The 25,409-nt window shown below is 37.4% G+C and carries 22 protein-coding genes; 9 read left to right on the plus strand and 13 right to left on the minus strand.

Going from position 1 to position 25,409, the window contains the following annotated elements; translation table 11 throughout:
• On the minus strand, positions 1-639 hold the full coding sequence (locus NT175_06710) for a CoA pyrophosphatase (protein MCX6234404.1): 639 nt from the start codon (positions 637-639) through the stop codon (positions 1-3).
• Between the two features lie 287 nt (positions 640-926).
• Here NT175_06710 and NT175_06715 point away from each other — a divergent pair, with 287 nt between their 5' ends.
• The 3 genes from NT175_06715 to NT175_06725 all read left to right on the plus strand — a co-directional run bounded on the left by NT175_06715 (position 927) and on the right by NT175_06725 (position 4,913).
• Positions 927-1,790 carry a M48 family metallopeptidase gene (locus NT175_06715; protein ID MCX6234405.1) on the plus strand — a complete coding sequence of 288 codons (864 nt, stop codon included), beginning with the start codon at positions 927-929 and terminating at the stop codon, positions 1,788-1,790.
• 66 nt (positions 1,791-1,856) lie between these two features.
• Positions 1,857-4,043: a RelA/SpoT family protein gene (locus NT175_06720; GenBank protein MCX6234406.1), complete on the plus strand. Its 2,187-nt coding sequence runs from the start codon at positions 1,857-1,859 to the stop codon at positions 4,041-4,043.
• Between the two features lie 57 nt (positions 4,044-4,100).
• Positions 4,101-4,913 carry an aminotransferase class IV gene (locus NT175_06725; GenBank protein ID MCX6234407.1) on the plus strand — a complete coding sequence of 271 codons (813 nt, stop codon included), beginning with the start codon at positions 4,101-4,103 and terminating at the stop codon, positions 4,911-4,913.
• Between the two features lie 63 nt (positions 4,914-4,976).
• On the opposite strand, the gene NT175_06730 is transcribed toward NT175_06725, so the two are convergent.
• The 11 genes from NT175_06730 to NT175_06780 form a co-directional block, all read right to left on the minus strand.
• Positions 4,977-7,001, minus strand: a complete 2,025-nt coding sequence (locus NT175_06730; protein MCX6234408.1) for an alpha-amylase family glycosyl hydrolase — start codon at positions 6,999-7,001, stop codon at positions 4,977-4,979.
• Positions 7,002-7,016: 15 nt separating this feature from the next.
• Positions 7,017-7,859, minus strand: a complete 843-nt coding sequence (locus tag NT175_06735) for a hypothetical protein (protein MCX6234409.1) — start codon at positions 7,857-7,859, stop codon at positions 7,017-7,019.
• A 27-nt stretch (positions 7,860-7,886) separates the two neighbouring features.
• The gene (locus NT175_06740) at positions 7,887-8,618 is read right to left on the minus strand and encodes a L,D-transpeptidase (GenBank protein MCX6234410.1); all 732 of its coding nucleotides are present in this window, start codon (positions 8,616-8,618) and stop codon (positions 7,887-7,889) included.
• A gap of 71 nt (positions 8,619-8,689) precedes the next feature.
• A complete protein-coding gene (locus NT175_06745; protein MCX6234411.1) occupies positions 8,690-9,820 on the minus strand; it encodes a L,D-transpeptidase family protein in 1,131 nt (376 codons plus the stop codon).
• 168 nt (positions 9,821-9,988) lie between these two features.
• Positions 9,989-10,594, minus strand: coding sequence for a hypothetical protein (locus tag NT175_06750; GenBank protein ID MCX6234412.1), 606 nt, complete (start codon positions 10,592-10,594; stop codon positions 9,989-9,991).
• A gap of 269 nt (positions 10,595-10,863) precedes the next feature.
• Positions 10,864-12,288: a sigma-54 dependent transcriptional regulator gene (locus tag NT175_06755; GenBank protein ID MCX6234413.1), complete on the minus strand. Its 1,425-nt coding sequence runs from the start codon at positions 12,286-12,288 to the stop codon at positions 10,864-10,866.
• The gene (locus tag NT175_06760; protein MCX6234414.1) at positions 12,285-13,784 is read right to left on the minus strand and encodes an ATP-binding protein; all 1,500 of its coding nucleotides are present in this window, start codon (positions 13,782-13,784) and stop codon (positions 12,285-12,287) included. The genes NT175_06755 and NT175_06760 overlap by 4 nt, the downstream gene beginning before the upstream one ends.
• 297 nt (positions 13,785-14,081) lie before the next feature.
• Complete coding sequence (locus NT175_06765; GenBank protein MCX6234415.1) at positions 14,082-14,789, minus strand: response regulator transcription factor; 708 nt, start codon at positions 14,787-14,789, stop codon at positions 14,082-14,084.
• Positions 14,790-14,873: 84 nt separating this feature from the next.
• Positions 14,874-15,032, minus strand: a complete 159-nt coding sequence (locus tag NT175_06770; protein MCX6234416.1) for an ATP-binding protein — start codon at positions 15,030-15,032, stop codon at positions 14,874-14,876.
• Positions 15,020-16,348: a HAMP domain-containing sensor histidine kinase gene (locus tag NT175_06775; GenBank protein ID MCX6234417.1), complete on the minus strand. Its 1,329-nt coding sequence runs from the start codon at positions 16,346-16,348 to the stop codon at positions 15,020-15,022. The genes NT175_06770 and NT175_06775 overlap by 13 nt, the downstream gene beginning before the upstream one ends.
• 49 nt (positions 16,349-16,397) lie before the next feature.
• Positions 16,398-16,532 (minus strand): hypothetical protein, encoded by a 135-nt coding sequence (locus NT175_06780; protein MCX6234418.1) that lies wholly within the window; start codon positions 16,530-16,532, stop codon positions 16,398-16,400.
• Positions 16,533-16,673: 141 nt separating this feature from the next.
• Here NT175_06780 and NT175_06785 point away from each other — a divergent pair, with 141 nt between their 5' ends.
• From NT175_06785 to NT175_06810, 6 genes are all read left to right on the plus strand, one after another.
• Positions 16,674-17,813 carry a T9SS type A sorting domain-containing protein gene (locus NT175_06785; protein ID MCX6234419.1) on the plus strand — a complete coding sequence of 380 codons (1,140 nt, stop codon included), beginning with the start codon at positions 16,674-16,676 and terminating at the stop codon, positions 17,811-17,813.
• A gap of 254 nt (positions 17,814-18,067) precedes the next feature.
• Positions 18,068-19,165, plus strand: coding sequence for a hypothetical protein (locus tag NT175_06790; protein MCX6234420.1), 1,098 nt, complete (start codon positions 18,068-18,070; stop codon positions 19,163-19,165).
• A 70-nt stretch (positions 19,166-19,235) separates the two neighbouring features.
• Positions 19,236-20,846 (plus strand): ankyrin repeat domain-containing protein, encoded by a 1,611-nt coding sequence (locus NT175_06795; GenBank protein MCX6234421.1) that lies wholly within the window; start codon positions 19,236-19,238, stop codon positions 20,844-20,846.
• A gap of 198 nt (positions 20,847-21,044) precedes the next feature.
• On the plus strand, positions 21,045-21,968 hold the full coding sequence (locus NT175_06800) for a DUF362 domain-containing protein (protein ID MCX6234422.1): 924 nt from the start codon (positions 21,045-21,047) through the stop codon (positions 21,966-21,968).
• Between the two features lie 18 nt (positions 21,969-21,986).
• The gene (locus NT175_06805; protein MCX6234423.1) at positions 21,987-22,916 is read left to right on the plus strand and encodes a hypothetical protein; all 930 of its coding nucleotides are present in this window, start codon (positions 21,987-21,989) and stop codon (positions 22,914-22,916) included.
• A 17-nt stretch (positions 22,917-22,933) separates the two neighbouring features.
• A complete protein-coding gene (locus NT175_06810; GenBank protein MCX6234424.1) occupies positions 22,934-23,926 on the plus strand; it encodes a GyrI-like domain-containing protein in 993 nt (330 codons plus the stop codon).
• Here NT175_06810 and NT175_06815 read toward each other — a convergent pair whose 3' ends face one another.
• Positions 23,927-25,063 carry a hypothetical protein gene (locus tag NT175_06815; protein MCX6234425.1) on the minus strand — a complete coding sequence of 379 codons (1,137 nt, stop codon included), beginning with the start codon at positions 25,061-25,063 and terminating at the stop codon, positions 23,927-23,929. It lies immediately after the preceding gene.
• Between the last annotated feature and the right edge of the window lie 346 nt (positions 25,064-25,409).

Below are 25,409 nucleotides of genomic sequence, written 5' to 3' on the forward strand. Positions count from 1 at the left end.
TCATTGATCATTGATCACTGTTTTTACAACTTCAAGGAACTCACTGAGTATCATAGCCGTTGCTCCCCATATAGTCACACCGTTAAGTTCAAAACATGGAACGGTGATTTTAACGTTATGGACTTCAATCTCTTTTCTAATCATGTTCCGGTCATCCAATAAGTCCATCAGATTGACTTCAATGATCCTGTCGACCTCATTTTCATCTGCCCTAAATGCTGGTTTATCCGAAATGGCTCCAACAACAGGAAAAACATTAAAATTGCTTGGAGGAATATAAAGATTTGTAAGATGACCAAGTATTCTGATTTCACTAATGTTAACGCCAATTTCTTCATTAGCTTCCCGCAGGGCGGTATCAAAAAGTGTGATATCACAGCTTTCATGGCGACCACCTGGAAAGCTGACCTGTCTGCTATGCACTCCACTGTTATCAGGCCTGAGGATGAAGACGGTTTTTATAAGATGGTCATCTGGAAAAAGAAGGATAAGAATGCTGCTTTCCATAGCCAGTGACGCATCTGTCATTTCCCGTATCCATTTTAATCTCGATTCTGAAGCCATCTTCAAATGGGCAAAAAGCCCTGGCAAGGGTTCTTTTAACTTTTCTTCAAGGCGATCAATGAAAATATTAAACATGATGATATTATCCGTTTGTTACAAAAATACTGTATTTAAACCTTTAATGCGATTAACGGATTATGTTATCACTATAACATGATTTTGAGTAATTTTGTCTTAAGAAAACGAAAGATTCTGATTTTTAATTTAGTCAACAATGGGGAAAGAACGGCAATGTAGTATAAAAAGCAGAGCTTATGCTGAACTAAGACCAGTGGCGAAAGAAATGGGTCTCCATAACCTGACTGTAGAGATAAAATAAACCTTTCTAATTGATTTATAAGGCAAATAAAAAATCCTATAGCATGAAATACCTTAGACAGATTTTTTTCCTCACAATAGGCATGCTGGTATTTGCCGGTTGTTCAAAAGTGCCGATCACCGGGCGCAAGCACCTTACTTTATTACCCAATGATATGATCCTCACCATGAGTATTGCAAGCTACCAGGACTTCCTTAAAGAACATCCGCCTTTGCCGGCTTCTGATAACCGCGTTGCCGGAGTCAGAAATGTAGGTAATAAAATCTCAGCAGGTGTTATTCAGTTCCTTCAGCAGAATGATATGAGTGATAAGATTAAAGATTATAGCTGGGAATTTAATGTCGTTGATGATAAAACAGTTAATGCATGGTGCATGCCCGGCGGGAAAATAGTCTTTTATACAGGGATTTTGCCGATTACACTGGATGACTTTGGTGTGGCAACGGTGATGGGGCACGAAGTGGCACATGCTGTCGCTGAACATGGCAATGAACGTATGACCGAACAGTTGGCAGTTTATCTTGGTGGTGTCACTCTCGATTATGCTTTGCAGAAAGAACCACAAATGACCAGGGATATCTTTCTTACAGCATATGGTGTTGGTTCTCAGCTAGGTGTTTTAGCATACTCCCGGAAACATGAATATGAAGCCGATAAGCTGGGAATGGTATTTATGGCTATGTCAGGCTTTGACCCTGCTAAAGCTATTGAATTCTGGCAGAGAATGAAATCTGCCGGTGGGCAAAAACCTCCTGAGTTCTTAAGTACCCACCCGAATGACGATAACCGAATTAAAGCTCTCCAGTCTTTTCTTCCTGAGGCAAAAAAATATTATAAAACAGGTCAGCTATCCCCCGGTGATAACAAACAACAACAAAAACCTGTGAAAACTGTTAAATTACATTAATTGGTATCGTAGTTTTAATTTATGGTTTTAAATTGAATATGACTGAACCGAGGTCAGTTATGAAAGATGCAACTGGACAAAGACGAAAATACATTTCAGGCAAATTACGGTAATCTTCTACATTCCTGTAAAAACTTCCTTGGTAACGACGATCTTCTGACCATTCAAAAAGCGTACGAACTGGCAGTGAAAATTTATGCTGGCCAGCAGGAAGAGTCAGGCGCTCCTTATATTTCACATGTTTTAGATGTCGCATTGATTGTTACTGAAGAAATAGGATTAAGCACCGTATCAATCGTCAGTGCACTTTTACATGATATTCTTAAATGCTCAGCTTACAAAGAAAGTGAACTTGAACATTTGTTTGGACAACAAATCTGCAAGATAGTTGTCAGCCTGACAAAAATTGCCGGTCTATCACCAGAAAGAACAACTGTTAATACCGAAAATTTTATCAGGTTTTTAGTGACAATGACAGGTGATGTTCGTGTCATCCTTATTAAACTCGCCGACCGTCTCTACTATATGCGGAATATTGACCGGCTGCCGGTTGATATTCAAAAGAAAATTGCCGGTGAGGCGTCCCTGCTGTATGCGCCGATCACCCATCGCCTGGGTCTTTATAATATAAAAACTGAATTGGAAGAACGTGCACTGAAATGTATTTATCCTGAAATATATCATTCACTTGAACGAAAGCTCGAGGAAACAACTTCTGCACGTGAAGCCTTTATTAACTCTTTTATCAAACCCATTGAAAAAGAATTAAGCCATCAGGATTTTAAGTGTGAGATTAAAGGCCGTTCAAAATCAATATCTTCAATCTGGAGTAAAATGAAAAAACAGAATGTCGATTTTGAAGAAGTCTATGATCTTTTTGCTGTCCGTATTATTTCTGAAAAGATCATGGAAGATGAGAAATCGGATTGCTGGAAAATATATTCAGTTGTCACAGACATTTATCAGCCCAATCCCAAACGGTTGCGTGACTGGATTACAACACCAAAGGCGAGCGGCTATGAATCTCTTCATACTACGGTCATCGGACCCGGGGGTCGATGGGTTGAGGTTCAAATACGGACACGGCGTATGGATGAAATAGCTGAACATGGAGGTGCTGCACATTGGCGCTATAAAGAGTCGGTTTTTGGTCTCAATAATGATGAATGGATGACTAGCATAAGGAAAAAACTCGAGGAGCCACTTTCTGATCATCCTGCATATCCGGATTCTTCAAAAATTGAATTATATTCACATGACATTTTTATTTTTACCCCGGCTGGCGATCTCAAAAAACTTCCGGCAGGTTCTACTATACTCGACTTCGCATACCATATTCATACCTCTATTGGAAATACTTGCTCAGGTGGAAAGGTGAATAAAAAGTTTGTCACACTTAAACATGTGTTGAAAAATGGTGATCAGGTCGAAATACTTACGTCCAAATCCCAGAAACCTAATCCGGAATGGTTAAATTTTGTTGTTTCCGCAAGGTCAAAGGCGAAAATTAAGAGAGCACTTAATGAGCAGACATATTATGATGCCAGTACCGGCAGAGATATCCTAATTCGAAAGCTCAACCAGTTGAAGCTTACTTTAGGCAATGAAACGATCAATGCACTTCTTGAATATTTTAAATTAGATAATCCCCTTGAGCTATATCATAAAGTGGCAAATGGATCTATCGATATTTCAGAAGTCAGAACCTGCTTTGAATCGATCACTCAGACTGCACAGGAAGTCAGGCAACACGAAGCCAGCACATTATCCTTACCGCTTGCGCCCCGGATTTTTGCCAGTGAAGAATTATTGGTCATTGATGGTAATGCTGATCTTAAAGATTATAGATTCGCTAAATGCTGTCATCCGGTTTATGGTGATAATGTTTTTGGATTTATTACCGTGGGGAAAGGTATTAAGATCCACCGCAGCGATTGTCCTAATGCTGATCAGATGCGGATCAGATACAGTTACCGCATCATTAAAGCTAAATGGCTATCCGATAGTGATGCCACACCCCACTTGGCGAGTCTTAAAATCACAGGGAAAGATGAATTGGGATTGATTAATAAAATCTCTGATCTTATCTCTGTTCAACTTAAGCTGAATCTTCGTTCTATTTCTTTTGAAACAAATGGAAATAAATTTGAAGGAAGCATACGGGTGTATGTCAAAGATGCCCGACAACTTGATTTTTTGATACGAAGATTGATGAAAGTCAAGGTAGTTGAAAAAGTGGTCAGAGCAACATAATATTTATGGATTGCTTGTCACAAAGTATAATATGTTTTAAATAAATATTTAATGATTATGAGAAATATTTCTGGAGATAAATTTATATATGATGATCAGATTTTGCCTGCCATAACTTATAGCCCATCTCTTTATGAACAGGGTGAAACATTATATGAAGTGACCGGCTTTCAAAATGGACATTTCTTTTTTCTTGACGACCACCTTGACAGGCTTGTAAATTCAGCTTCTATGGCCAATCTGAAACTTTGGTTGTCAAGGGAAGAAATTATCGCGAAATTCAATCAAATACTTATTATTAACCAAGTCAAAAATGGAAGTGTAAATATCATTTTCAACTTCTCAGATATTAAACATTGTATCGTATATTATATCGAACCTGCAAAGCTGACCGAAAAAGATTACAGCCACGGCGTGCCAGTTGGATTGCTTCATTCCGAGCGGCTGAATCCCAATATTAAATTCTATAATATGTCATTTCGCCGGCTCGCCGATAAAGCCATCATGGATAATAAAGTTACCGAGGTCATTCTAGTCGACAGGAATGGTTTGATTACTGAAGGCAGCCGTTCAAATGTCTTTTTAGTCCGAAATTCAGAAATTTATACCCCGCCTGTAGAAGATGTACTTCCTGGTATTACCAGGAAACACATTATAAGTATTTGTAAAAAGATGGATATAAATTTTATTGAAAAAAAAATTCCTCTTGAAGAACTCCCTGCATATCAGGGTCTATTTCTTACAGGAACTAATGTACGGGTTGTACCAGTAAACAAGGTTGAAAATATTCATTTTCAGGCAGATCAGCCTCTAATTCAGGATATAAGATTCGCATATTCTGAGTTGATAATGCGCCTCACCGCTGATTAAGATAAAACCTTAAAACGGATCTTTGATAGTTTATAATATCGCCCTGAATTAATAATGCTGAATTTAAAGTTTCTTAAATACAAGAGCTGTCCTGTTGGTGTTATATATTTTGAGATAATTTATTTTTTTATAAGCATCGTAGTGCGAAAAGTAATGAATGTTTTCATCGATCCGCCCATGCCCTCCAAAACGTGAGTTGTCAGTATTCAGAATTATATGGTATTCTCCGGGTTCAGGAACCATAAAGGTATAATCCATTGATGAACAGCTGACATGCCAGTTAAAAACAAAGATTAACCGGTTTCTTTCAAAGATGATCGTTTTATTTTCATTATCCATATTTAGCTGATGGGCAAAAGCAGACTTGAGTATGGAGTGCTCTCCAATGATTTTTAGCATTTCTCTGTCAAACAGGGAAAGATAGTGATACTTAAGCTTGGGGTTTTCAGACAAAGACCAGTGTCGGTGGGCATACTTATATGACCAGTTGTTACCTTCCCTAGGGAAATCAATCCACTCGGGATGACCGAATTCATTCCCCATGAAGTTCAGATATGCCTGACCTCCAAGTGATATCGTAAACAAACGGATCATTTTGAGGATAGCAATACCCCGGGCAATAATCAGGTTATCATCCTCCTTTTGCATATGGTAGTACATCTCTTTATCCATCAACCAAAAAGCAAGTGTCTTGTCACCGACTAGCGCTTGGTCGTGCGACTCACAGTAAGCTACTGTCTTTACATTTGGTAACCTGTCATTTAGCACATGCCACATTTCATAAATGTTCCAGTCTTCATCTCTTTGCTCTTTAAGCAATTTTATCCAATAATCAGGAATTCCCATACCCAGCCGGTAATCGAATCCAATGCCACCTTCATGAATGGGCCTGCATAAACCTGGCATACCGGTGACATCTTCTGCAATCGTTACGTTATTCTGATTAAGGGTATGAACCAGATGGTTGGCAAGCTGTAAATAAGTGATGGCATCCCATTCCACTCCTTCAGTAAAATATTTCTCTCTCTTATCAATGACTTCATTGCCATGATGAAAATACATCATCGAGCCCACACCATCAAATCGAAATCCGTCAAAATGAAATTCCCTGAGCCAGTATTTCAGGTTAGATAATAGGAATTGCAGGGCTTCAGTCTTTCCATAATCAAATAGTCTGGAATCCCAGTTCGGGTGAATACCTCGTTCTCCGGCATGAAAATACTGTCCGTCAGATCCGTCGAATTCACTTAGCCCCTCATTAATATTTTTAACCGTATGGGAATGAATCACATCAAGAATGACGGCAATGTCCAGGTGATGTGCTTCTTTTATCAAATTTTTCAGGTCTTCCGGAGTGCCAAAACGTGAGGAAGGTGCGAAAAAATTCGAAACATGATAACCAAATGATCCATAGTAAGGATGCTCCTGTATGGCCATCAGCTGAATTGCAGTGTAACCGGCTTTTTTTATAACAGGAAGATTATTACGTATGAACTCCTGAAAGGTGCCTATTCCTTCTTTTTCCTGTGCCATACCTACATGGCATTCATAAATGAATAACTGTTCCAGCCTGGAAATATCAAAATCATCATCATGCCAGTCAAAAGAAGGAGGAAACCATAACTGTCCTGAAAAGTCCTTGGTCACATCATCCTGAACCACCCGGTTTATATATGCCGGAATGCGGTCAGTCATTCCTTTGACCGATCCAACAACAACCTTGATTCTACTACCATGAACAAATGTATTTTTATATATTTCCTCATCTAGGAAAATCTCCCAAACACCATTTCCTTTTCTTGTAAGAGGATGCGAAAGACGGTTCCAATTATTAAAATCACCTGTCAGATATAAAGCCTGTGCAGCTGGTGCCCATTCCCGGTAGATCCATCCTTTGCGGGCTTTATCATAATTTATACCGAAAAAGTGGTAGGCATCAGCAAACTTTATCAAACTTCCATAGTCATTGTTGATTTGATTTAAACGGTCACGGAATCGTATGTATCTGGCCTCGATGTCCCTCTCACATGGTTCCAGCCAAGGATCATCTATAATAAGCTTAAATCTGCGGAGTGGATAGGGAGTCATGGATATAGTTTTTAATTATCTGATCTTCAGAGTCAACATTGCCTTATCAGGTAGTGCACGATAAACGATCCTTGCATCTTCCCTCGATAATTCCAACCTCATCCATAATTTATACCGTGATTTTTCTGAATGAAATAAGAACCTAATATTATCACTTGCTGCCTGATAAAGATTATGAAATCTGTATTTGCGTCTTTCCTTTTTACCTTCCGACGGAGGAGTCTCCTTCTGGTCTATGTCCACAACCAGATCCCTGTCGAAATTTAATCTGTAATAAACTGCAGTATCAGCTGGAAGTGTAGGTATTTGTGATTTTTGACCAGCCTCAATAGTATCTTTAGGAGCTTTGATATATACCACCGGTGCCGCGAGAATAGTCGATACAGTATTTTGTAGCGTGAATGGATTGTCAATCCAGTCATGCAGTTGTTCATGCGTCATCTTCATAAAACCCTTACTTATCTTATAATCTGATATCTTACAGGTCCTGACCACCACACCTTTAATCTCCATATTCAATACACTGTCATGCAAATTAATGGATAAGCTGACTGAATCGGTCACGGCCATTTTAAGACGTGAATTCAGATACGATTCATCAAGTTCAAGAGTTTGTAATTTATCAGATAACTTGATTTGCTCTTTTGTCGCTCCGGAGTTTTTATTTTTTTTATCGAACTTGCTGATATAAATAGATTCTTTAAGCGGACGGTATCCGAAATAATATATCGAAGCACTTACAGGGAAAATTATTATTGCTATGAATACTAATTTAATAAGCAGAGATAACTGCCTGGAATTGTTGACCCTTTTTACTGATTTTTTCACTTGTGAAGTGTCAAAATTATTTTGATCCATAATGCACAAAGTTAAATATACATAAACTCAATAAATAAAAACTTTAGAATTAACCTGAAGGTTTTTATAAATGATCTCAAGATCTTCATCGCCAAAGCGAACACAACCATGAGTGACGGGCATTCCCAGAAATCTTTTATAGATGGTTCCATGTAGCATGTAACCATGACCAAGGTATAAAGCATAGTCGCCTAATACACCTGTCTCATATCGTTCGGGGGCATCGGGCGCAAGTATAGGAAGACCTTCCTCGATAAACGCCCAGTCAGGTTTTCGCCATACAGGTGATTCAGTCTTTCCCTGAATTTTAAACTGACCACGGGGAGTTTTAAACATATATTTCTGATCTGCGCCGGCATCCAGCAATACATAACTGCCTGTTGAACAAATACCTTTCCGGATAATGGAATCAGCTTCTTTCAAAACAAATTCATTCTCACTTGTATTAATAATCAGATAAGGATTTTTTGGTGTGAGCTTATCCACTTTCTTCTGCAAGGTGGCAATGTTCTTTATCTTCTGGCCTATTAAACTCTCTATTTCAGATGCTGAAATGGCCTGTCGATGGGAGGGGAAGTTTGGATCCTTGAAAAAAGTTAGCATGACTTCACGGATAGGGATTGAAAATAACAGGGTTAACGTACAAAGTATTATCATGATAAACACCCCGGAAAAAATGAGCAGCCATGATTTCTTTATTATTGGCTGACGCTCGGCAGGTGCAGAAATTTCGTCTGTTGTTCCGATAAATCTGTTCATTTTCTTCTCTTTTATACTTTTTTCATTTGAAAAAGAATTCATTTCTTAACAGATTTTCAATTTATTAATTGTCAATTATATGGTTCTTTCAGCTCCGAAAAACTCTTTAATGATCCGACAATCGTTACCGGAGTACCGACATTAGCATACTCAAACAGCTTATCCATATCCGAATCGCTCAATGCCACACAGCCATTGGTCCAGTTTATTCCTTTACCTCCATTTCCATGTATTTCGATCAGGTTCCCGATTTTTGACCATTTTGGCAAACTGCCATTTCTGATCTCCCTCGCGAACTCGTCTTTATCTTCACTATTCGGATAATTAATCAGGAGAGCTTTATAATACTTTGTATACTTGGGTCCCAATTTCTTTATGATCTGATAGCGTCCTTCAGGTGTGGCCTTATCACCTTTGTAACGTTTATCTCCCAGCCAATTCTTACCGAATTCCGCCCGGAATTGCTGTTTTATCTTTCCGTTTTTATACACAATACATAGTTGCGACATTTTGTCGACCACGATGGCTGATTCTTTGTTTTTCTTTGACCATTCAATTGTCTCATCTACCCACTTCTGCCATTTGGGTAGATTCTCAAGATAGCCCTTAAGCATTTTTTCAACATCCTTATTAATCTTCATGATGAGGTTCTTACCAGTTTTTAGCTTATCGGCTGCCCCCTGCAAATCGCCACGTTCGTAAACCTCTTTACTTTCTGAAATCAACATCTGCCCCTTCGTGAAATTTTTTCTTAAAGCCGCGCTCATCGGAAGATTGGCATATATATTTGTAAATTCGTTAATATAACTTTGTATGGATTTGACTTCAAGTTCAATCAAATCCTTTAACGATAACTTAAGCTTTGATGATATAACAGAAGCACTGTCCGCCTTTACTTTTGCTAAATTGATAATATTTTTCAGGCTGTCATAGTTTCTCGATAAACAAAATTTTTCATTTTGATATTTCCATTCTCTCATCCCTTTTTCATAGTTGTACTCCGCTTCCCGGTATAGCTTTGTGGCATATTCTTCTGCCCCTTTCTGTTTTGCTTCGCTCAGTGCCTGTTGACATCGCTGAATATCGGCCATGGGCGGCACAGGTATAAGCCAGGCAACTAATCCAAAGCCGATTAGCCCTAGTATTACCAGTACCATTAAAGAAACCAGCACTAGTTTTAACCTTCGTCTACGCTTTTTCATCACCAAATGTTGAATAATTATAAAAACCCCGGAGTTGTGATTTCAGCTCCGGGGTTTGCAAATTTACCAACATGGTCAATATCTTTTGTTGGTTTATGGATTTTTAAACACTGTCATTAACTTAATGTATATTAACGTCAAGTAAGTGTTTATATTTCCAGAACAAAATTATTTCTTCTTGCCTGTTTTCTTGGCAATAGCATCCTTCAATTCAGTATTGATAGCAAAAGCTTTTTCTCTTGCAGCGTTGACCTTGTCACGAGCTGTGAGGAAATCGCCATTGGTAAGCAGGGTGTTGATTTCATTCAGTGATGCTTCAATGACAGTGATGTCATTCTGGATAGCTTCCAAAGCAGCTTTACCTTCTTTTCCTTTAGGAGCCTTTGCAATCAATTCCTTATTTTCAGTAATGAGAGTCTGAACAACAACTAATGTGTCCTGAACTGCCTGGCGGATCTCAGCTTTCTTGGTTTCAGTATTCTGTTTTACAGTTGCTGAATTGGCGATCACACTTTCGAGCATTTTCTTAGCGTTGTCATAGTTGCGAGTGAGGAAGAATTTGGATTTCTGATCTTCAACATTTGCTAATGCAACTTTCAATGTATCCTGCAGAGCCATAAATTCCTGCGGTAAATAACGGTCAGCTTCCACAGCTTTTGCGCCATCAACAGCAGCCTGAGCAGCAGTGATAGTTTCTTCCGGAACTTTTGCACAGCCAGCGAATAAAAGAACAATCGCGCTGACAGCCATTAAATTAAGAACTAACTTTTTCATTTTATCCTCCTTTTTTGGTTAATATTATTTGTTAGTTAGTGCCTGTTGTATCTACGATAAGCAAAATCAATTATTATATTGCCTAATCGTTTTGGCGCGACTGCCTTAACAAAGGATGTACCAAAATTAAATTTTTCACCTAATAGGCTTATAGTGAATTAGTTAAAGTCTATAAATTCGTTAATAAAATTTTAATCAATCCGAAAATGTGTAAACAAAATTTACATTGTGAAAAATGTTCTTACATATTACCCGGAAAAATAGTGCCCTCAGAAATTATCTGGGTTAAGTCTGTATTTAATTATTCGGTCATGAAGCATGACCCTTGAAATACCTAATATTTTAGCGGTTTTTACCTGATTTCCATTGGCATATTTGAGCATGTTGATGATTAATTCCTTCTCCACCTCTTCCATCACTTTTTTGTATATCTGACCTTGATAATTGTCAATGCTTTCTGGTATAAAGGCGGAAAGATTATTAGCCGACAGCATTTTACGATCGTTGACCGTACTTTTTAAATCCTCATCAAAGAGTTCGGGTGTGATGGTGTTGGTTTTACAAAATAGCACTGCTTTTTTCATCAGATTTTCCAGCTCCCTGACATTACCCGGCCAATCATACTGGGTAAGAACATCCAGTGCTTCGGATGTGATGGATATCGACTGCCGGTTTAATTCGAATCCATACTTTGTGAGAAAATATTTTACCAGTTCCGGGATATCCTCCTTTCGTATCCGCAATGGAGGTAAGGTTATTGTAATAACTTTCAAACGATAGTAAAGGTCTTCCCTGAAATTTTTTCCGGCTATGGCATTCTCAAGATTTTTATTTGTTGCTGTAATCAGCCTGACATCAACACGGATAGGCTTTGATCCTCCGAGTCGTTCAAAAGTGCCATCCTGAAGTACACGTAAAAGTTTTGCCTGAATGGCCAGACTCATATCTCCGATTTCATCCAAAAAAACTGTGCCTTTATCTGCCATTTCAAATTTGCCAGGTTTCGTGCCAATTGCACCTGTAAAAGAACCTTTTTCATAACCAAAGAGCTCGCTTTCAAGCAGTGTATCCGGAATGGCAGCACAATTTATAGGTATAAAGGATTGGTCTGAGCGGTTACTATATTGATGTATAGCCCGAGCGACAAGCTCCTTACCCGTGCCGCTTTCTCCTACAAGAAGGATACTTGCATCACTGGCTGCTACACGACCGATCATCTTAAAAACTTCTTTGAGAGCAGGACTATTGCCAATGATCTTGCCAACTTGGTACTCACCAGTCCCTTTTGAATAATAAATAACTTCTTTCTTTCCTTGCTGCCCGGTTTCAATAGCTTCATCAATCAATGTTTTTAACCGTGGCACATCAAATGGCTTCTCAATGAATTCATAAGCACCATATTTCATAGCTGTAATCACCCTGTCACCTGAACCATACGCAGTCATAATAATTACAGGTATAGCCGGTGCAATCTCCTTAATCTCCTTGAGCACTTCCAGTCCGTTCATCCCGGGCATCTGAATATCAAGAAGCACCAAATCCGGCACCTCATTTTTTATTTTTTCCAGAGCATCTTTTCCACTGCTGGCATCTGATACTTGATATGGATGTTTATGGATGAGTTTTCTGAAAGAATATCTCACACTCTCCTCATCATCAACAAAAAGAATTCTTTTAACCGCTTTTTCTGTCATACGACAAATGGTATATAGATTGTAAAAGTAGCTCCTTTGTCTGGATTATTTGTGGCGATAATCTTTCCCTGATGCAGTTCAATGATTTGCTGGGTTATGGATAGACCTAATCCAACGCCATAATCCTTATTCTTTACAAACGGATCGAATAACGTATCTTTAATATCTCCCGATATGCCCGGACCGTTATCGCTGATAGATATTTTCAGGACTTTTTGCATTAAACCTTTTATGTCTTCCTCGGTTGCCATTGTCGTAATATTAAGCATTCCTCCTTCAGGCATTGCGTCCATTGCATTAAGTATGATATTCATAAATACCTGCTTCAACTGGTCAGGGTCGGCCTGAATAGTGCCTGCTTTAGGGTAGTAAGATTCAGTAACATCTATCTTGTTTTGACGGATCCTTGGTCCTAAGAGATAAAGTGTTTCCCGCATAACCACATGTACATCGGTCGGAGTAAAGCTTGGCACATTAGGTTTGGCAAATTTGAGCACACTCTGAATAAAATTGTCCATACGGTCAATTTCTTTGATGATAATGTCAAGGTCACCTTGAATTTCCTGCAATGAGTCTTTGTTCTGTTTTATCGAGAAAATAAGCATTTTTATAGCTGTAAGGGGATTTCTGATTTCATGAGCAATACCAGATGCCATTTTACCAAGCGTGGCTAACCGGTTCGACCGCTCGAGTAATTGCCTATTCTTTTCTAGGTCCTCGTGTGCTTTATTTATTCGTACTACCAGACTTTGAATATGCTCATCGACTTTTTTGAGTTCTCTTCCCGGCGACATTCGCAAGCTTTCGACAAGTTCTCCATCCGCAGTCCCACGAACTTTTAGAATCAATTCATAGATTGGATTAAGAATGATACGCGAGATCACCCACCCCAGAATAAGCCCCATGACGATACCTGCAAAACCAAGACCATACATCGCAGTACGTATATTATCATTTATCCGCTGGAGATTTTCCTGATAGAATGACTGATCCTGTTCATTTAGTTGTATAAATAATTTACACTTATCGTATATCGTCTGGAACAGATTCTGGTTGACATGTAATAGGAGGGAGTTCGCTTGTGTAATGTACCCCCTTTTGTAATCTACAACCGCCTTTTTAAAATCCTGTTCAAAGTTGAAAAACAGGGCTGATATCTGTTGTATAAGATTGGATTCCTCCGGTGTATTGGATGTTTCGCTGGCCCGGTTAAGAGAAATAATAAATTCTAATTCTACTTTATTCAGTGAGTCAACCCATTTGGGCGACTTATCAATAATGTAATTAAATATTAACCCCCTCAGGTCAAATAAGGCGATTTCCAGCTCATGCGCAGCTTTCATACTGCGTACATTGGTTTCCATGATTCTTGATGTACCTTCCTGTAACTTATAGGTATATGCAACGATAATCATACCCCCAGCCAGCGTGAGAGCCATAATGATCAAGGCAAAAATCACTGTCCTGTAACTGAGATGAAATCTGAAAAATTTCAACTGTATACAATATTAATTTTTCCAAAGGGTAAAGATACAAAACAAATTCAACGATTTTTCCTTCAGGATTTCATGATATCCTTTAATTTCACGTCTGTCATCCGTTATCTTAAATGACGGTTTTTATTTCTAATGACATTACTGATATATACGATTCCCTCCAAAACCACTTATACGTATAGGTTAGATAATAATTTTATTGGTCAACCCTCACATCCCCCCTAAATGACTGAGGGTACTGAGCTTCACCCATATAGATGATTTCGGTGTATATGTTAGACTTACTAATCCTCCGGATTATGGCACTGAGGTTGTCAATTTGAATCCCATTCCATGAACCGTAAGTATCTCGATACTTGGATCATCCTTAAGGTATTTCCTCAGTTTTGTGATGAAAACATCCATCGACCTTGTCGTAAAATAATTGTCGTCACCCCAAATGTTGCGCAGTGCGTGTTCACGAGGAAGAATATTGTTCTCGTACTGGCATAGAAGACGTAAAAGCTCCGCTTCCTTTGGAGAAATCTTGACTGAGGTTTGCCGTATCGGATCGGAAAGGACCCTATGATGATAATCAAAACTGAATTTTCCCACAGAAAATATATTTATCTCATCTGATTGTGATGTCTTTTTACTGTTTCTTTTTAAAATGGCTTTGATTTTATAAATCAACACTTCCGAATCAAAAGGTTTCTTGATGTAATCGTCAGCACCGATCCTGAACCCTTCCAAAACATCTTCTTTCAATGTCTTGGCAGTTAAAAAAATTATCGGAATTTCACTGTTGCGTTGTTTTATCTCCCGAGCTATGGAAAATCCATCTATATGGGGAAGCATGACATCCAAAATGCAGATATCATAACAGCCATTCTTAAAGGAAGCTATGGCTTTATTCCCATCATCAATCCATGTTATATCAAAATCATGCATCTCCAGGTACAATTTAAGCACAGCACCGAAATTGGTATCATCTTCAACCATAAATATTTGAATCCTGGATGGCATCGTCAGCGTTGCTTTTAGTCATGATTACTAACAATCATACTAATTCATTGTAATAATTAGAAAGTTCATTTTCCATTCTTTTCTCTATACCTCAACAACTGTTTCTCCCCAAGTATATGGTAAATACACTGTAAATCTGCTTCCTTCTCCTGGTGTGCTTCTAACCATGATTGTTCCACCGTTGGCTGTAACTATAGCTTTCACATAACTCAATCCCAATCCAAAGCCTTTTACATTATGCACATTACCGGAACTTGCCTGTAAAATTTATCGAATATCTTGCTCTGCATTGCAGCATTCATGCCTATACCTTTGTCTTCGACATAAATATATATCCCTTTTGTATTACTATAAGTTCCGACTTTAATATCAGGTTTGCCGTCCGAATACTTAATTGCATTGTCAAGTAGATTATAAATGATATTGGTAAAATGAACTTTGTCAGTATAAGTACTGAATTTTTCCGACTCAAGAAATGATTCAATCTTACCTTCTTTTCTTTCGATCTGGATGTATACGCTTTTGATGGCTGTTTTAATCAGGTCATGAATATCTGTAAGTTCAAACTTAAGTTTAAAGTCCTTTTTATCCAGGAGAGCCATCTGTAGGACATTTTCTACCTGGCTGTTCATTCTCTTACTTTCCTCTTTGATAATACCAGAGAAATATATGACCTGGTTCATATTGTTGTAAACCTTTTCGTTTGATAGGGAATCAGCAGCTAAAGAGATAGTAGCAATTGGAGTTTTAAACTCATGTGTCATGTTGTTGATGAAATCCGATTTGATTTCAGATATCTTTTTCTGTCGAAAAATGAGCAAGAGCGTTAATGTAAAAGTGATAATAATAAAGAAGGTAAAAAATGATGATCCAGCCATTAGAAATGCCAATGATTTATAAACATGCCGCTTTTTATCAGGAAAATCCAGGATAAGGGAATTCTCTCTTTCTATAATGTCATTGGGAAAAAGATTTACCTTATACATTGAACCAGTCATACTGGCAATGAACCCGGCCGTCTGAATAACCGAATTAGTAACAGTATCACTGTTTGTAATGGCGTATTCAAAAGGAATTTCTATGCCATTATAAGAAAGCGAGTTTTGAATTATTTGTTTAAGAATCGTTGTATCAAGACGATCTTCTATTGATTTGTGCCGACTAGCCACCTCTACCACCATTCTTTCAAAAACCATTTCAAGATCTTTTGACTTTCTGTTAATCCTTTTCATCTGATTTCCAACAGTAAGATATACCGAATCCTTCTGGTTCTCCTTGGTAATTACTGTCACACCCTGGCTTTCCTTATTTAAATGAATGGTATCCAGAGAATAGTTGCATGAATGTATATTTAAACCAACCACTGTACTGTCATCTCCGGGTTGTTCCCTCAAGACAAAGATATTGCGTGTAGTATCACCTTGAATTTTATCAGCAACAAAACAGGAATTCCCTTGCGTATCCATGATCGTTATGCTTGATATATAGCTATGTCTGTCATCATTTGCAAATAGATAGGTCGAATCAGTACCAGGATTTTGAAGCTTCCCTTCAATCATTTTAGCGTTCTCAGTGGCTTCCAGCTTTTTTACAGTTATCCGAAGCGCCTCATTGACACTTCCTGTCGAATTGCTCTTCCTTTATTCTGATAGCATTTCTTATCCAGTATAATTGCACAGCTATAATTCCGGTCAAACTAATGCTCAGAAAAATGATAACAAGTATGATCCGTTTCTTATTCATGTGCCAAATTTATAAATTATTAACTATCAGCATGAAACTTTAACCTCGCATTAACCTTTTTTAACTGTCCTTAACATTTCATTTTAAATTCAGTGAATAGTTTTGTCTCATCAAATTGTCAAACCAATAAAAATAAACTTTATGAAAACAACAAATTTATTCTGGCAGGTCATTTTTATAATTGCTTCGATAGCCTTTACATTAACATTCGGAAAGGCATGGGCTCAAGATCATAAATGTGAAACAAAAACCATTAAGATGGTGGTTGCAGATAATAATGGTAAAGTCATAGTCATTGACACAACGTGCTCGTTGAACGGGGATGAGAACATAGAAAAAGCCATTAAAAAACTTACAAGCTCTATTCATGAATGTTCAGGTGACAAATTAAATAATGGCGCTATCAGAATTTTCGTCACAGTAACTGAAGAAGGAGATTCAAGCACTAATCAACTTTGCATAATGACGTCAAAAAAATCCGTAATCGAGGGAGATTCCTGTTTACAACATATTTGTATTACCAAAAAAGGTGACACCAAAATCGAAGGGGATTCCACCATAAAACACTTTACTATTAAGACAATTGATGACCCGAAAATTAAAAATGAAATCAATAAATCAGAAACTATAACAATTGGAGAGGGGGGGGACGGAGAGATCATTTTATATTGTGGAGATGACGCCGATAAAACTGATAATAAAAAAATTAAAAAAATTGTATATGTAAAAGAAGGTGAAAACAAAACTGCGGATAAGACCTGTAGAGTTGTCGCCCTAAAAAAAGATGACCAACTTATGGAGATTAGTGAAGATACAAGGAACTATACTATCGTTGTTATGGCCCAATGCGGCGATTCACTTTTAAAGAAATTGGATGAGCCCGGTAAAGCTGATATATATTCTCACAGATCAAAAGAGCAGATAATAATAATTTCTTCTTGTACCATGAATGAACTTGAAGAACGCGAGAAATCAAAACTTAAAGATTCTGGATTAAAATTTGAAACGACTCCCGAAAAGGAGCTTGACATCGATGACCTGTTATTTTTCCCGAATCCTAATAATGGGAAATTCTCATTGAGTTTCTCATCAGCTATTAACTCCAACACTTCAATAAATATTATTGATAGCAACGGGAAAGTGGTATATTCTGAAGAACTCGGCCAATTCTCAGGAAAATACAATAAGGAAATTGATATATCCTCTTTTGACAAAGGCGCATATTTTCTCCAGATAACACAAGGAGAGAAGACATGCACAAAGAAGATTATTGTCTACTAATAAAGCCTTTATATCTAATTCTTCAAGCCCTATTAAGGTTCGAATCCTTTATAGGGTTTTTTTGTACAATTTTTCAGATCTCATGTAGGGATTCTTTTGCTGTGGAGAATTTACTATTATTCATGTTTCATCTGCCTCCGACTTCATCCATAATTCTTTTTATCTTACGTTAAACAAAACAGGAATGACAAATTGTGATCATTTCTGTGATTTTGGTAATTTTGATGGTTTGTACTAACCAAAATATTCTTACTGTGAGAAAACAGGTATTTTTCATTTTCGTATTATTACTGTTCAATACATCATCCTCCATCTCCCAATCCATCATCGCTAAGTCAGATTCCTTAGTCAATCCACAAATTTCTCAAAAATCTGATGCGAATGACTTTTTGAAGTCAGATGAGATCTTTACCCTTACCCTGATTACGGATTTCAAAAATATTTTTACTGAAATAAAAAAGCAATCCGACACTGTATATCATAACGGAATGGTTCTTTATACCTTGAATGATGACATTATCGATACAGTAAAAGTGAAAGTAAAACCAAGGGGAACGTACAGGAAGGACCCTAAACACTGTGCTTTTCCGCCTCTATTTGTGAAATTCTCTGATAAACAGACAAAAAATACGCCTTTTGAAGACATAGGTCGCCTCAAACTTGTTACACACTGTAGCAATACACAACAGGTTTTTGATCAGTATGTTCTAAGGGAATATTTAGTTTATAAAATTTATAATTTATTGACGGATAGCAGTTTTCATGTTCGTTTGTTAAGTATCACATACAAAGACATAGAAGGTAACATGGAACCTATAACCCGCTATGGTTTTTTTATTGAAGATGAAGATCTGATGGCACCAAGAATAGGAGGGAAGATCATAGAAATTAAAAATATTCATCAGGACAGGACTAATTACAACCTAATTAACCTGCTTGCTCTCTTTGAATTCATGGTTGGCAATCCTGACTGGGATGTATCCTTGCAGCACAACATCAAAATTGTACAGACAAGTCCTTTTGAATTACCCTTGGCTGTTCCGTATGATTTTGATTACTGCGGAATTGTCAATACCAAATATGCCGCACCTGCTGAGGAACTGAACATATCCTCGGTCACCGAAAGAGTATTCAGGGGATTCTGCCGTACTCCGGAAGAATTTGCAATGACATTCAATAAATTCCGTTCGTTAAAAGAACAGATCTATAATCTTTACGGCAACCTTCAACCCCTTGATGAGGGCAGCAGATATTGGTCATTAAAGTACCTCGATCAGTTTTACGAAATCATCGATAGTCCGATAAAGGTGAAAAAAGAAATCCTCGACACATGTTGGCCAAACCGAAAGTAATTATTTAATAAATAGAATATAGATAATTGATAATTAACTCTTAATGATCAAAAAATTATTTACTTGTTGGATGCAAAGTTGGGCGAATTGGCTGATCCTCATTTTTATATGTTTATGTAACAATTTATTATTGTCCGCAGGTGGAGATGAAAAAGCTATTTTCAAAGCAATTAAAAATGGGGATACGATCACATTAAAATCTTTAATGAAAAACGATGCTGTTAATCAGTATTTTGGTAAGAAAAAGGATAAAACTCTGCTACACCAGGCTATTGTGGCAAACCAGTTGACAGTAGTCATTTTTCTGGTTGAAAACGAAGCAGATATTGAATTGGCTACCAAAGGATTGACACCACTCATGGATGCAGCCAACCTGAACCGGCTTGAAATTGCCCATTTTCTTTTAAATCGGGGTGCAAGTGTAGATGCAACCGATGCAAAGGATAATACAGCTCTCTTCTATTCTGCCCGTTATGCATCACTCAGAATGACACGCCTTTTGGTTCAACGAGGTGCTGATGTCAAACATAAAAATTACCATAACCTGATGGCTTTGGATAATGCTGTCGCAAGCAATAAGGATGCTATTGCAGAGTATCTCACTACAATGATTGAACGTAAGGATACATACCGAAATAGTCCTGACTATTCCGATGGACCTCATGTTCTTTGGGAAGAGGATGGCCCTATCAGAGTCTATTATTTTAACAGGGGCAGTTCGGAAAACATGACATTGCTAATCGATCATTATTTTGGGAAAAAAGAAGATGAAGTCATTCCGTTCCGGGGATTTTCTTATGATACCACGGCTTCATATCAGATATACCGGACGTTATTTAACCAAAAGTCCCAATTCGAAAACGTAGGTAAAATCTTGGCTATTGGTGACAGGCATGGATATTATGATTCTCTTGTCGATTTCTTAAGGAATAATGCTGTCATTGATGACAAACTTGACTGGACGTGGGGAAGTGGGCATCTTCTTTTTACTGGAGATTTGTTCGATAGGGGTGACAAAGTCACTGAGATTCTTTGGCTGATCTATAAACTGGAAAGACAGGCCAGGGCTGCAGGAGGGGATGTTCATGTTCTTCTCGGCAATCATGAACTGATGAACATTACAAACGACCTGCAGTATAACTCACCAAAATACCAATTCTTCAGCACTTACTTTGATATCAACTATTCACAGCTTTATACTTCGAATACTGTTCTTGGCCAATGGTTAAGATCAAAAAACATAGCCGTTAAAATCAATGACATCCTTTTTATTCATGGAGGAATATCTCCACAATTATTTGATTATAAACTCTCTATTGACACGATCAATGAATATATATCAAATTTTTTACAGGGTAAAATTTTAAAAGATAACGATAATCTGGTCAATTTCTTGCTATTTACTTATGGCCCCTTCTGGTACAGGGGATATTTCACGGATGGAACTAATCCTCCGGAAATAACGGTTGACCTCTTAGATCAAATTTTGAATTTCTATGGAGTGAATTATATGGTCATTGGACACACCGATGTGCATAAGATCACACCTATCTTTAATAATAAAATTTTCCCGATCGATATACCTTTCGAGTTTAAAGAATTCAGACAACAAGGATTGCTCATTGAGAAACAGCAATTCTTTAAACTTTACTCTGACGGAAAAAGGATTCTTCTTTTCTGATTATAAAAAAATAATTTGATATTTTCATTAATATTCATTATTTTAGCATTAGATTCTTGGTGATTATCTATATCTTGATACTGAAAGAATCCTATTTATTATTTTCTGGTAATAATTGTATTTCTGTTTGTTGTATAATATGTCGCTAACAAAGAATATTTAATTTGAGTTTAATATCTCTTTGGGAAATAAATTATCATGAAGCAAAAAAATCTTTCCCGTCGTTCATTTATAAAAGCCGGTGCAATGATCACAGCTGGAACAATCATTAGCACTTCACTTAAACCATGGTTTTTATTTGGAAATTCTGCACGCCCTTTTCCTGATATTTCAGTAGCCAAAGGATCAGATTATTACAATGCAACCATTAAAGCCATTGAAGGAATAGGAGGTATCAGCAGATTTGTGAACAGGAATGCTCGCATAGCTCTGCTTATCAGCCCGGATTGGGAAAAACCTGGAACATATACCAGTCCAGATGTCGCCCTGGCTGTTGTCAGGCTATGTTTTGATGCAGGTGCCAGGGAGGTAATATGTTTAAAAGGACCCCCTGACGATTACTGGAGCAGAAGTAGCAGATTCAAGGAAAATGCTGACATCATTAGGCTCATAAAGACAGGGACCAGGTCAGGACAAGTTGCTATTCCTAAGGGAATTAAACTTAAAAATGTGGAAATTGTTCCTGAAATGACCCAGTGTGATGTGTTCATCAACATCCCAATTTCAAAGAATCATAAAGGCACTCACTTTACCGGTAACCTCAAAAATATGATGGGTGCCTGCCCTTATTCAACCAATAAGTTCTTCCATAAGGGTCCGGGCGGTTATGCCGACATCCCACATCTGTCACAATGCATTGCCGACCTGAACCTGGTCAGATCTCCTCATCTTTGCATAGTCGATACGACAGAAGTCATCATAACCAATGGTCCTGCCGGACCTGGAGAAATTATCAAACCTCAGACTGTATCAGCTGGCACTGATCCTGTTGCGATGGACGCTTTCACAGCAAAACTTATTGGAATCGATCCTAATAATATCCTGATGATAAAAATGGCCCAGGATCATGGTATCGGATCCATGAATCTATCTAATCTGAATATCCGGCAGATAGAGATATAATCTGTATTAAATACACTTATGAAAGTATTCAGGATAGCTTATTTGTGCACTCTGCTGCAAACGATTTTAATGTGTCACGCTATTCAAGGCCAGACTGGAAATGATTCTCTTTCACTATACTCGCTTGTATCCATAGAATTTGACGATTGGAAAATGATAGATCGACCTGAACTATTTGTTGGGGAACAACTATTCAGTTTTATTGATGGCGGTGCAGATATTTATATGGAATTCGGATTTGATAAAGTCTTGGCTGTTAAATACTCAAATAATGCCAAGGACATCATTCAGGTTGAAATTTATGAAATGATTGATAACAAAGCTGCGTACGGCATTTTCACGTCAATGTCATCACCAAAAGGTATAAAAGTTGACTATGGCCATGATGCATTGTTTTTCAATTATTACCTGATATTCTGGAAAGGCAGCTATTATGTTACAATTAGCGGAAATAATACAAAACAGGAAGTCATTGACGGGATTAAAAAAATTGGCAAATCCATAGATGAGGAAATCACATGCACTTCTGAAAAATCGGAACTTATTAATTTGCTATCTCTTGAAAACGTCAGCTTTGATGATGTTAAATATATGAGAGGTAATATTGCATTAGATAGCTTTTACATTTTCGATGTCGGCGATGTTCTTGGCATCAGGGAAGCTGTTGCTGGAAAAAACGAACAATATATTCTTATGGTCATAAAATATAATGATTCAAACGAAAGTCTCTACTGGTTAAATAGTTGTAAATCCAGGTTGAAAGGTAACCCCAAATATCTGGATTTCGATGAATTCTATGGTGGCTTTATCACCAGAAATAATTATTCTGAATTTCTTAGATTCGAAGCATATAATAATTACATCCTGATAATGATCTGCTCTGATAAGAATGTTTTAGAACCCACAATTACAATGTTAAAAAATCGTATTGTTTTAACCATTCCATAACCGATAAATCACTAATAATGAAAGCTTTAAAATTTACATTTATTGTCATTCTCATTTTAGTTAGTCTGTTTTTAATTGTTGCTTTGTTTCTACCTTCAAAGGTTCATTTAGAAAGATCTCTGGAGATGACATGTCCGGCCTCAGAAATATTTGAAGAGGTTAATAATCTGCAGAACTGGTGTTCCTGGTCACCATTCGAGGAGCAAGATACAGCAATGAGATTTGCGTTTGAAGGACCAGAGTCCGATGTAGGCGCTGTGATGAAATGGACAAGTCCCGTAGACGGTGCAGGTAAATTGACTATTGTTGAAAGCATACGGCCAACATACATTAAAGCTGCCCTTGACTTCATGGAAGCTGGAAAGGCCGAATGCGTATGGAAATTTACCGAATCCGATACAGGTACAAAGGTTGTATGGTCTTTAGATATCGGAGATTTATCTTATCCCATTGGGAGATATTATGGGCTTGCTATGCCTGGTATGATGAAAAAGACTTACGACCTTGGATTGACAAACTTGAAAAATCTTTGCGAGAATTTACCGGAGATAGAAGGTGTAAAAATAATCAGGATTGATGCCCAACAGGTTCTGTTTATAAAAGACTCTTCGGATGCTTCTGGAATTGGTCTCAAAATGACTGAAATGTATGGTGAATTGATGGCGTATATGTCGGACAAAAAAATTGAGATTGCAGGTCATCCTTATGCCGCATTTTATACTTGGGATCCGACAAAACCCTTTGTTTTTGATGCAGGGATACCAGTTAGAAGTCCTGTACAAGGCGAGGGCAGAGTGAAAGCTGGTGAAATACACGCCGGTAAAGTGATTCTTGCTCCTTTTTATGGACCTTATGAAAAAACTGGTGAGCTGCACGTTACCATTCAAAAATATCTTGAGCTGAAAAAATTGAGCTATACCGGTCCACCTTGGGAAGTGTATGTTACAGATCCAAAAACTGAAACAGATACTTCAAAATGGCTTACACTAATCTATTACAGACTTCAGTGATCATCCGTCGCCGACCATTAACTTCCTGACCGGTCTGAATTCATTGCGAATAATCGTCCATCTTTCTGGATATCTGTTCATCAGATAGAGAATTTTTGCATTATGCTTCTTGATAGCATCAGTAATCGCAGGAGCAGATATTGGTGTAGGGCAATGACTTCCAACATTTTCGCTGATCAACTTTTTATTGTTTGACTTGACTTCACGGGCTGCATTTTCCAACTTTTCTAATAACAGCCATGTCTTCTTATATTTTTCCCCAACAAGAACATCTACCTTGGAACAGATTTCATTGTAAGCGAATTGGTCAAAATTAAGATGCCATCCATATATTCTTATTACTTTCGGGCTCCGGATTTTATCAATATTTTTTGCGAAAATGATTGCATTTTCTATGATCTTGAGTAAATGCCTTATATCACCTGTATAAGTCCGGATCCTTTCTGTGGCTCTTTCTTCGAGAGTGCATGTAATACCAAATTGCTCAGCGAAGTCAGTAATATAATGCTGGCAAAGGTTCATAAGACTTTCACCATAATTTCTCCGGCTTCTTTCCAATTCATTCCAGATGTTTGAATAACGTGACATAAGTGAAATGGTACTCTCAGTGACTGTATTGTGTATTAGATTGTCAGAGCGGATAATTGAAAATGTTGTTTTCAGGAAATTATATAAAATGAAGCTAATAATCGATTTATTTTCAGTGGATAACAATTTATTATTTGTACTTACGCCAAAATTGCTGATATTTTCCTTGAAATAGAAAAATAAAATATCCTGGTATTCGTCATTTTCATTTGGAAATCTCAATTGAAGAATAATATTAGAGTACTCATCCATGATCTGCACTTGTTTGTTTACAGGGGGAGTTGTTATAAACGGTATATTTTCTTTACTGCACCAGATACAAGGATTTTTGTCCTGCCGTTGCTTCTGCAAAATTACCTTACTATCACCTAACTCCATTGCTTCAATGTGACCCGGCTGAAATTCCCTGGTGACACATCGTGCCTGTATCGTTCCAGATTCAGAATCAAAGTATACGGCAACCACCTTATCAATGCCAGGCAAGAAAGCATGTGCATTGCGTAAAATAACTTCAAATGGATGAGATAAGAATGAATAATTTCCTGCCATAATTTAAAAAATTACAGAATATTAAGCAAAATTAGGGTATTTAATCATAAAAATCAAGAAAAATTAAGTATGAAATTAATTTCATTAAGGTAAAAATAAAGTAATTAAGTTTAATGGCTTTTATCTTTAATTCAATGAAAATTTATTACTTAATTTCATTGTTATCATAATATCAACAAATTATTATTGTATAAAATTTGTCTTTTAATCGTAAGCCTTCGGCATGATGCATATTGTTTAGCCTGAGGTTGTGGTTTACTTTTGCGGATTGATAAATTTCAAGCGCATGAGTAACACCACCGAGCGACAGGCTCAAATGTTTTCCCTTGTGGAAGAATCCCATCAA

Source organism: Bacteroidota bacterium, assembly GCA_026391695.1.
Classification (GTDB): domain Bacteria; phylum Bacteroidota; class Bacteroidia; order Bacteroidales; family JAGONC01; genus JAPLDP01.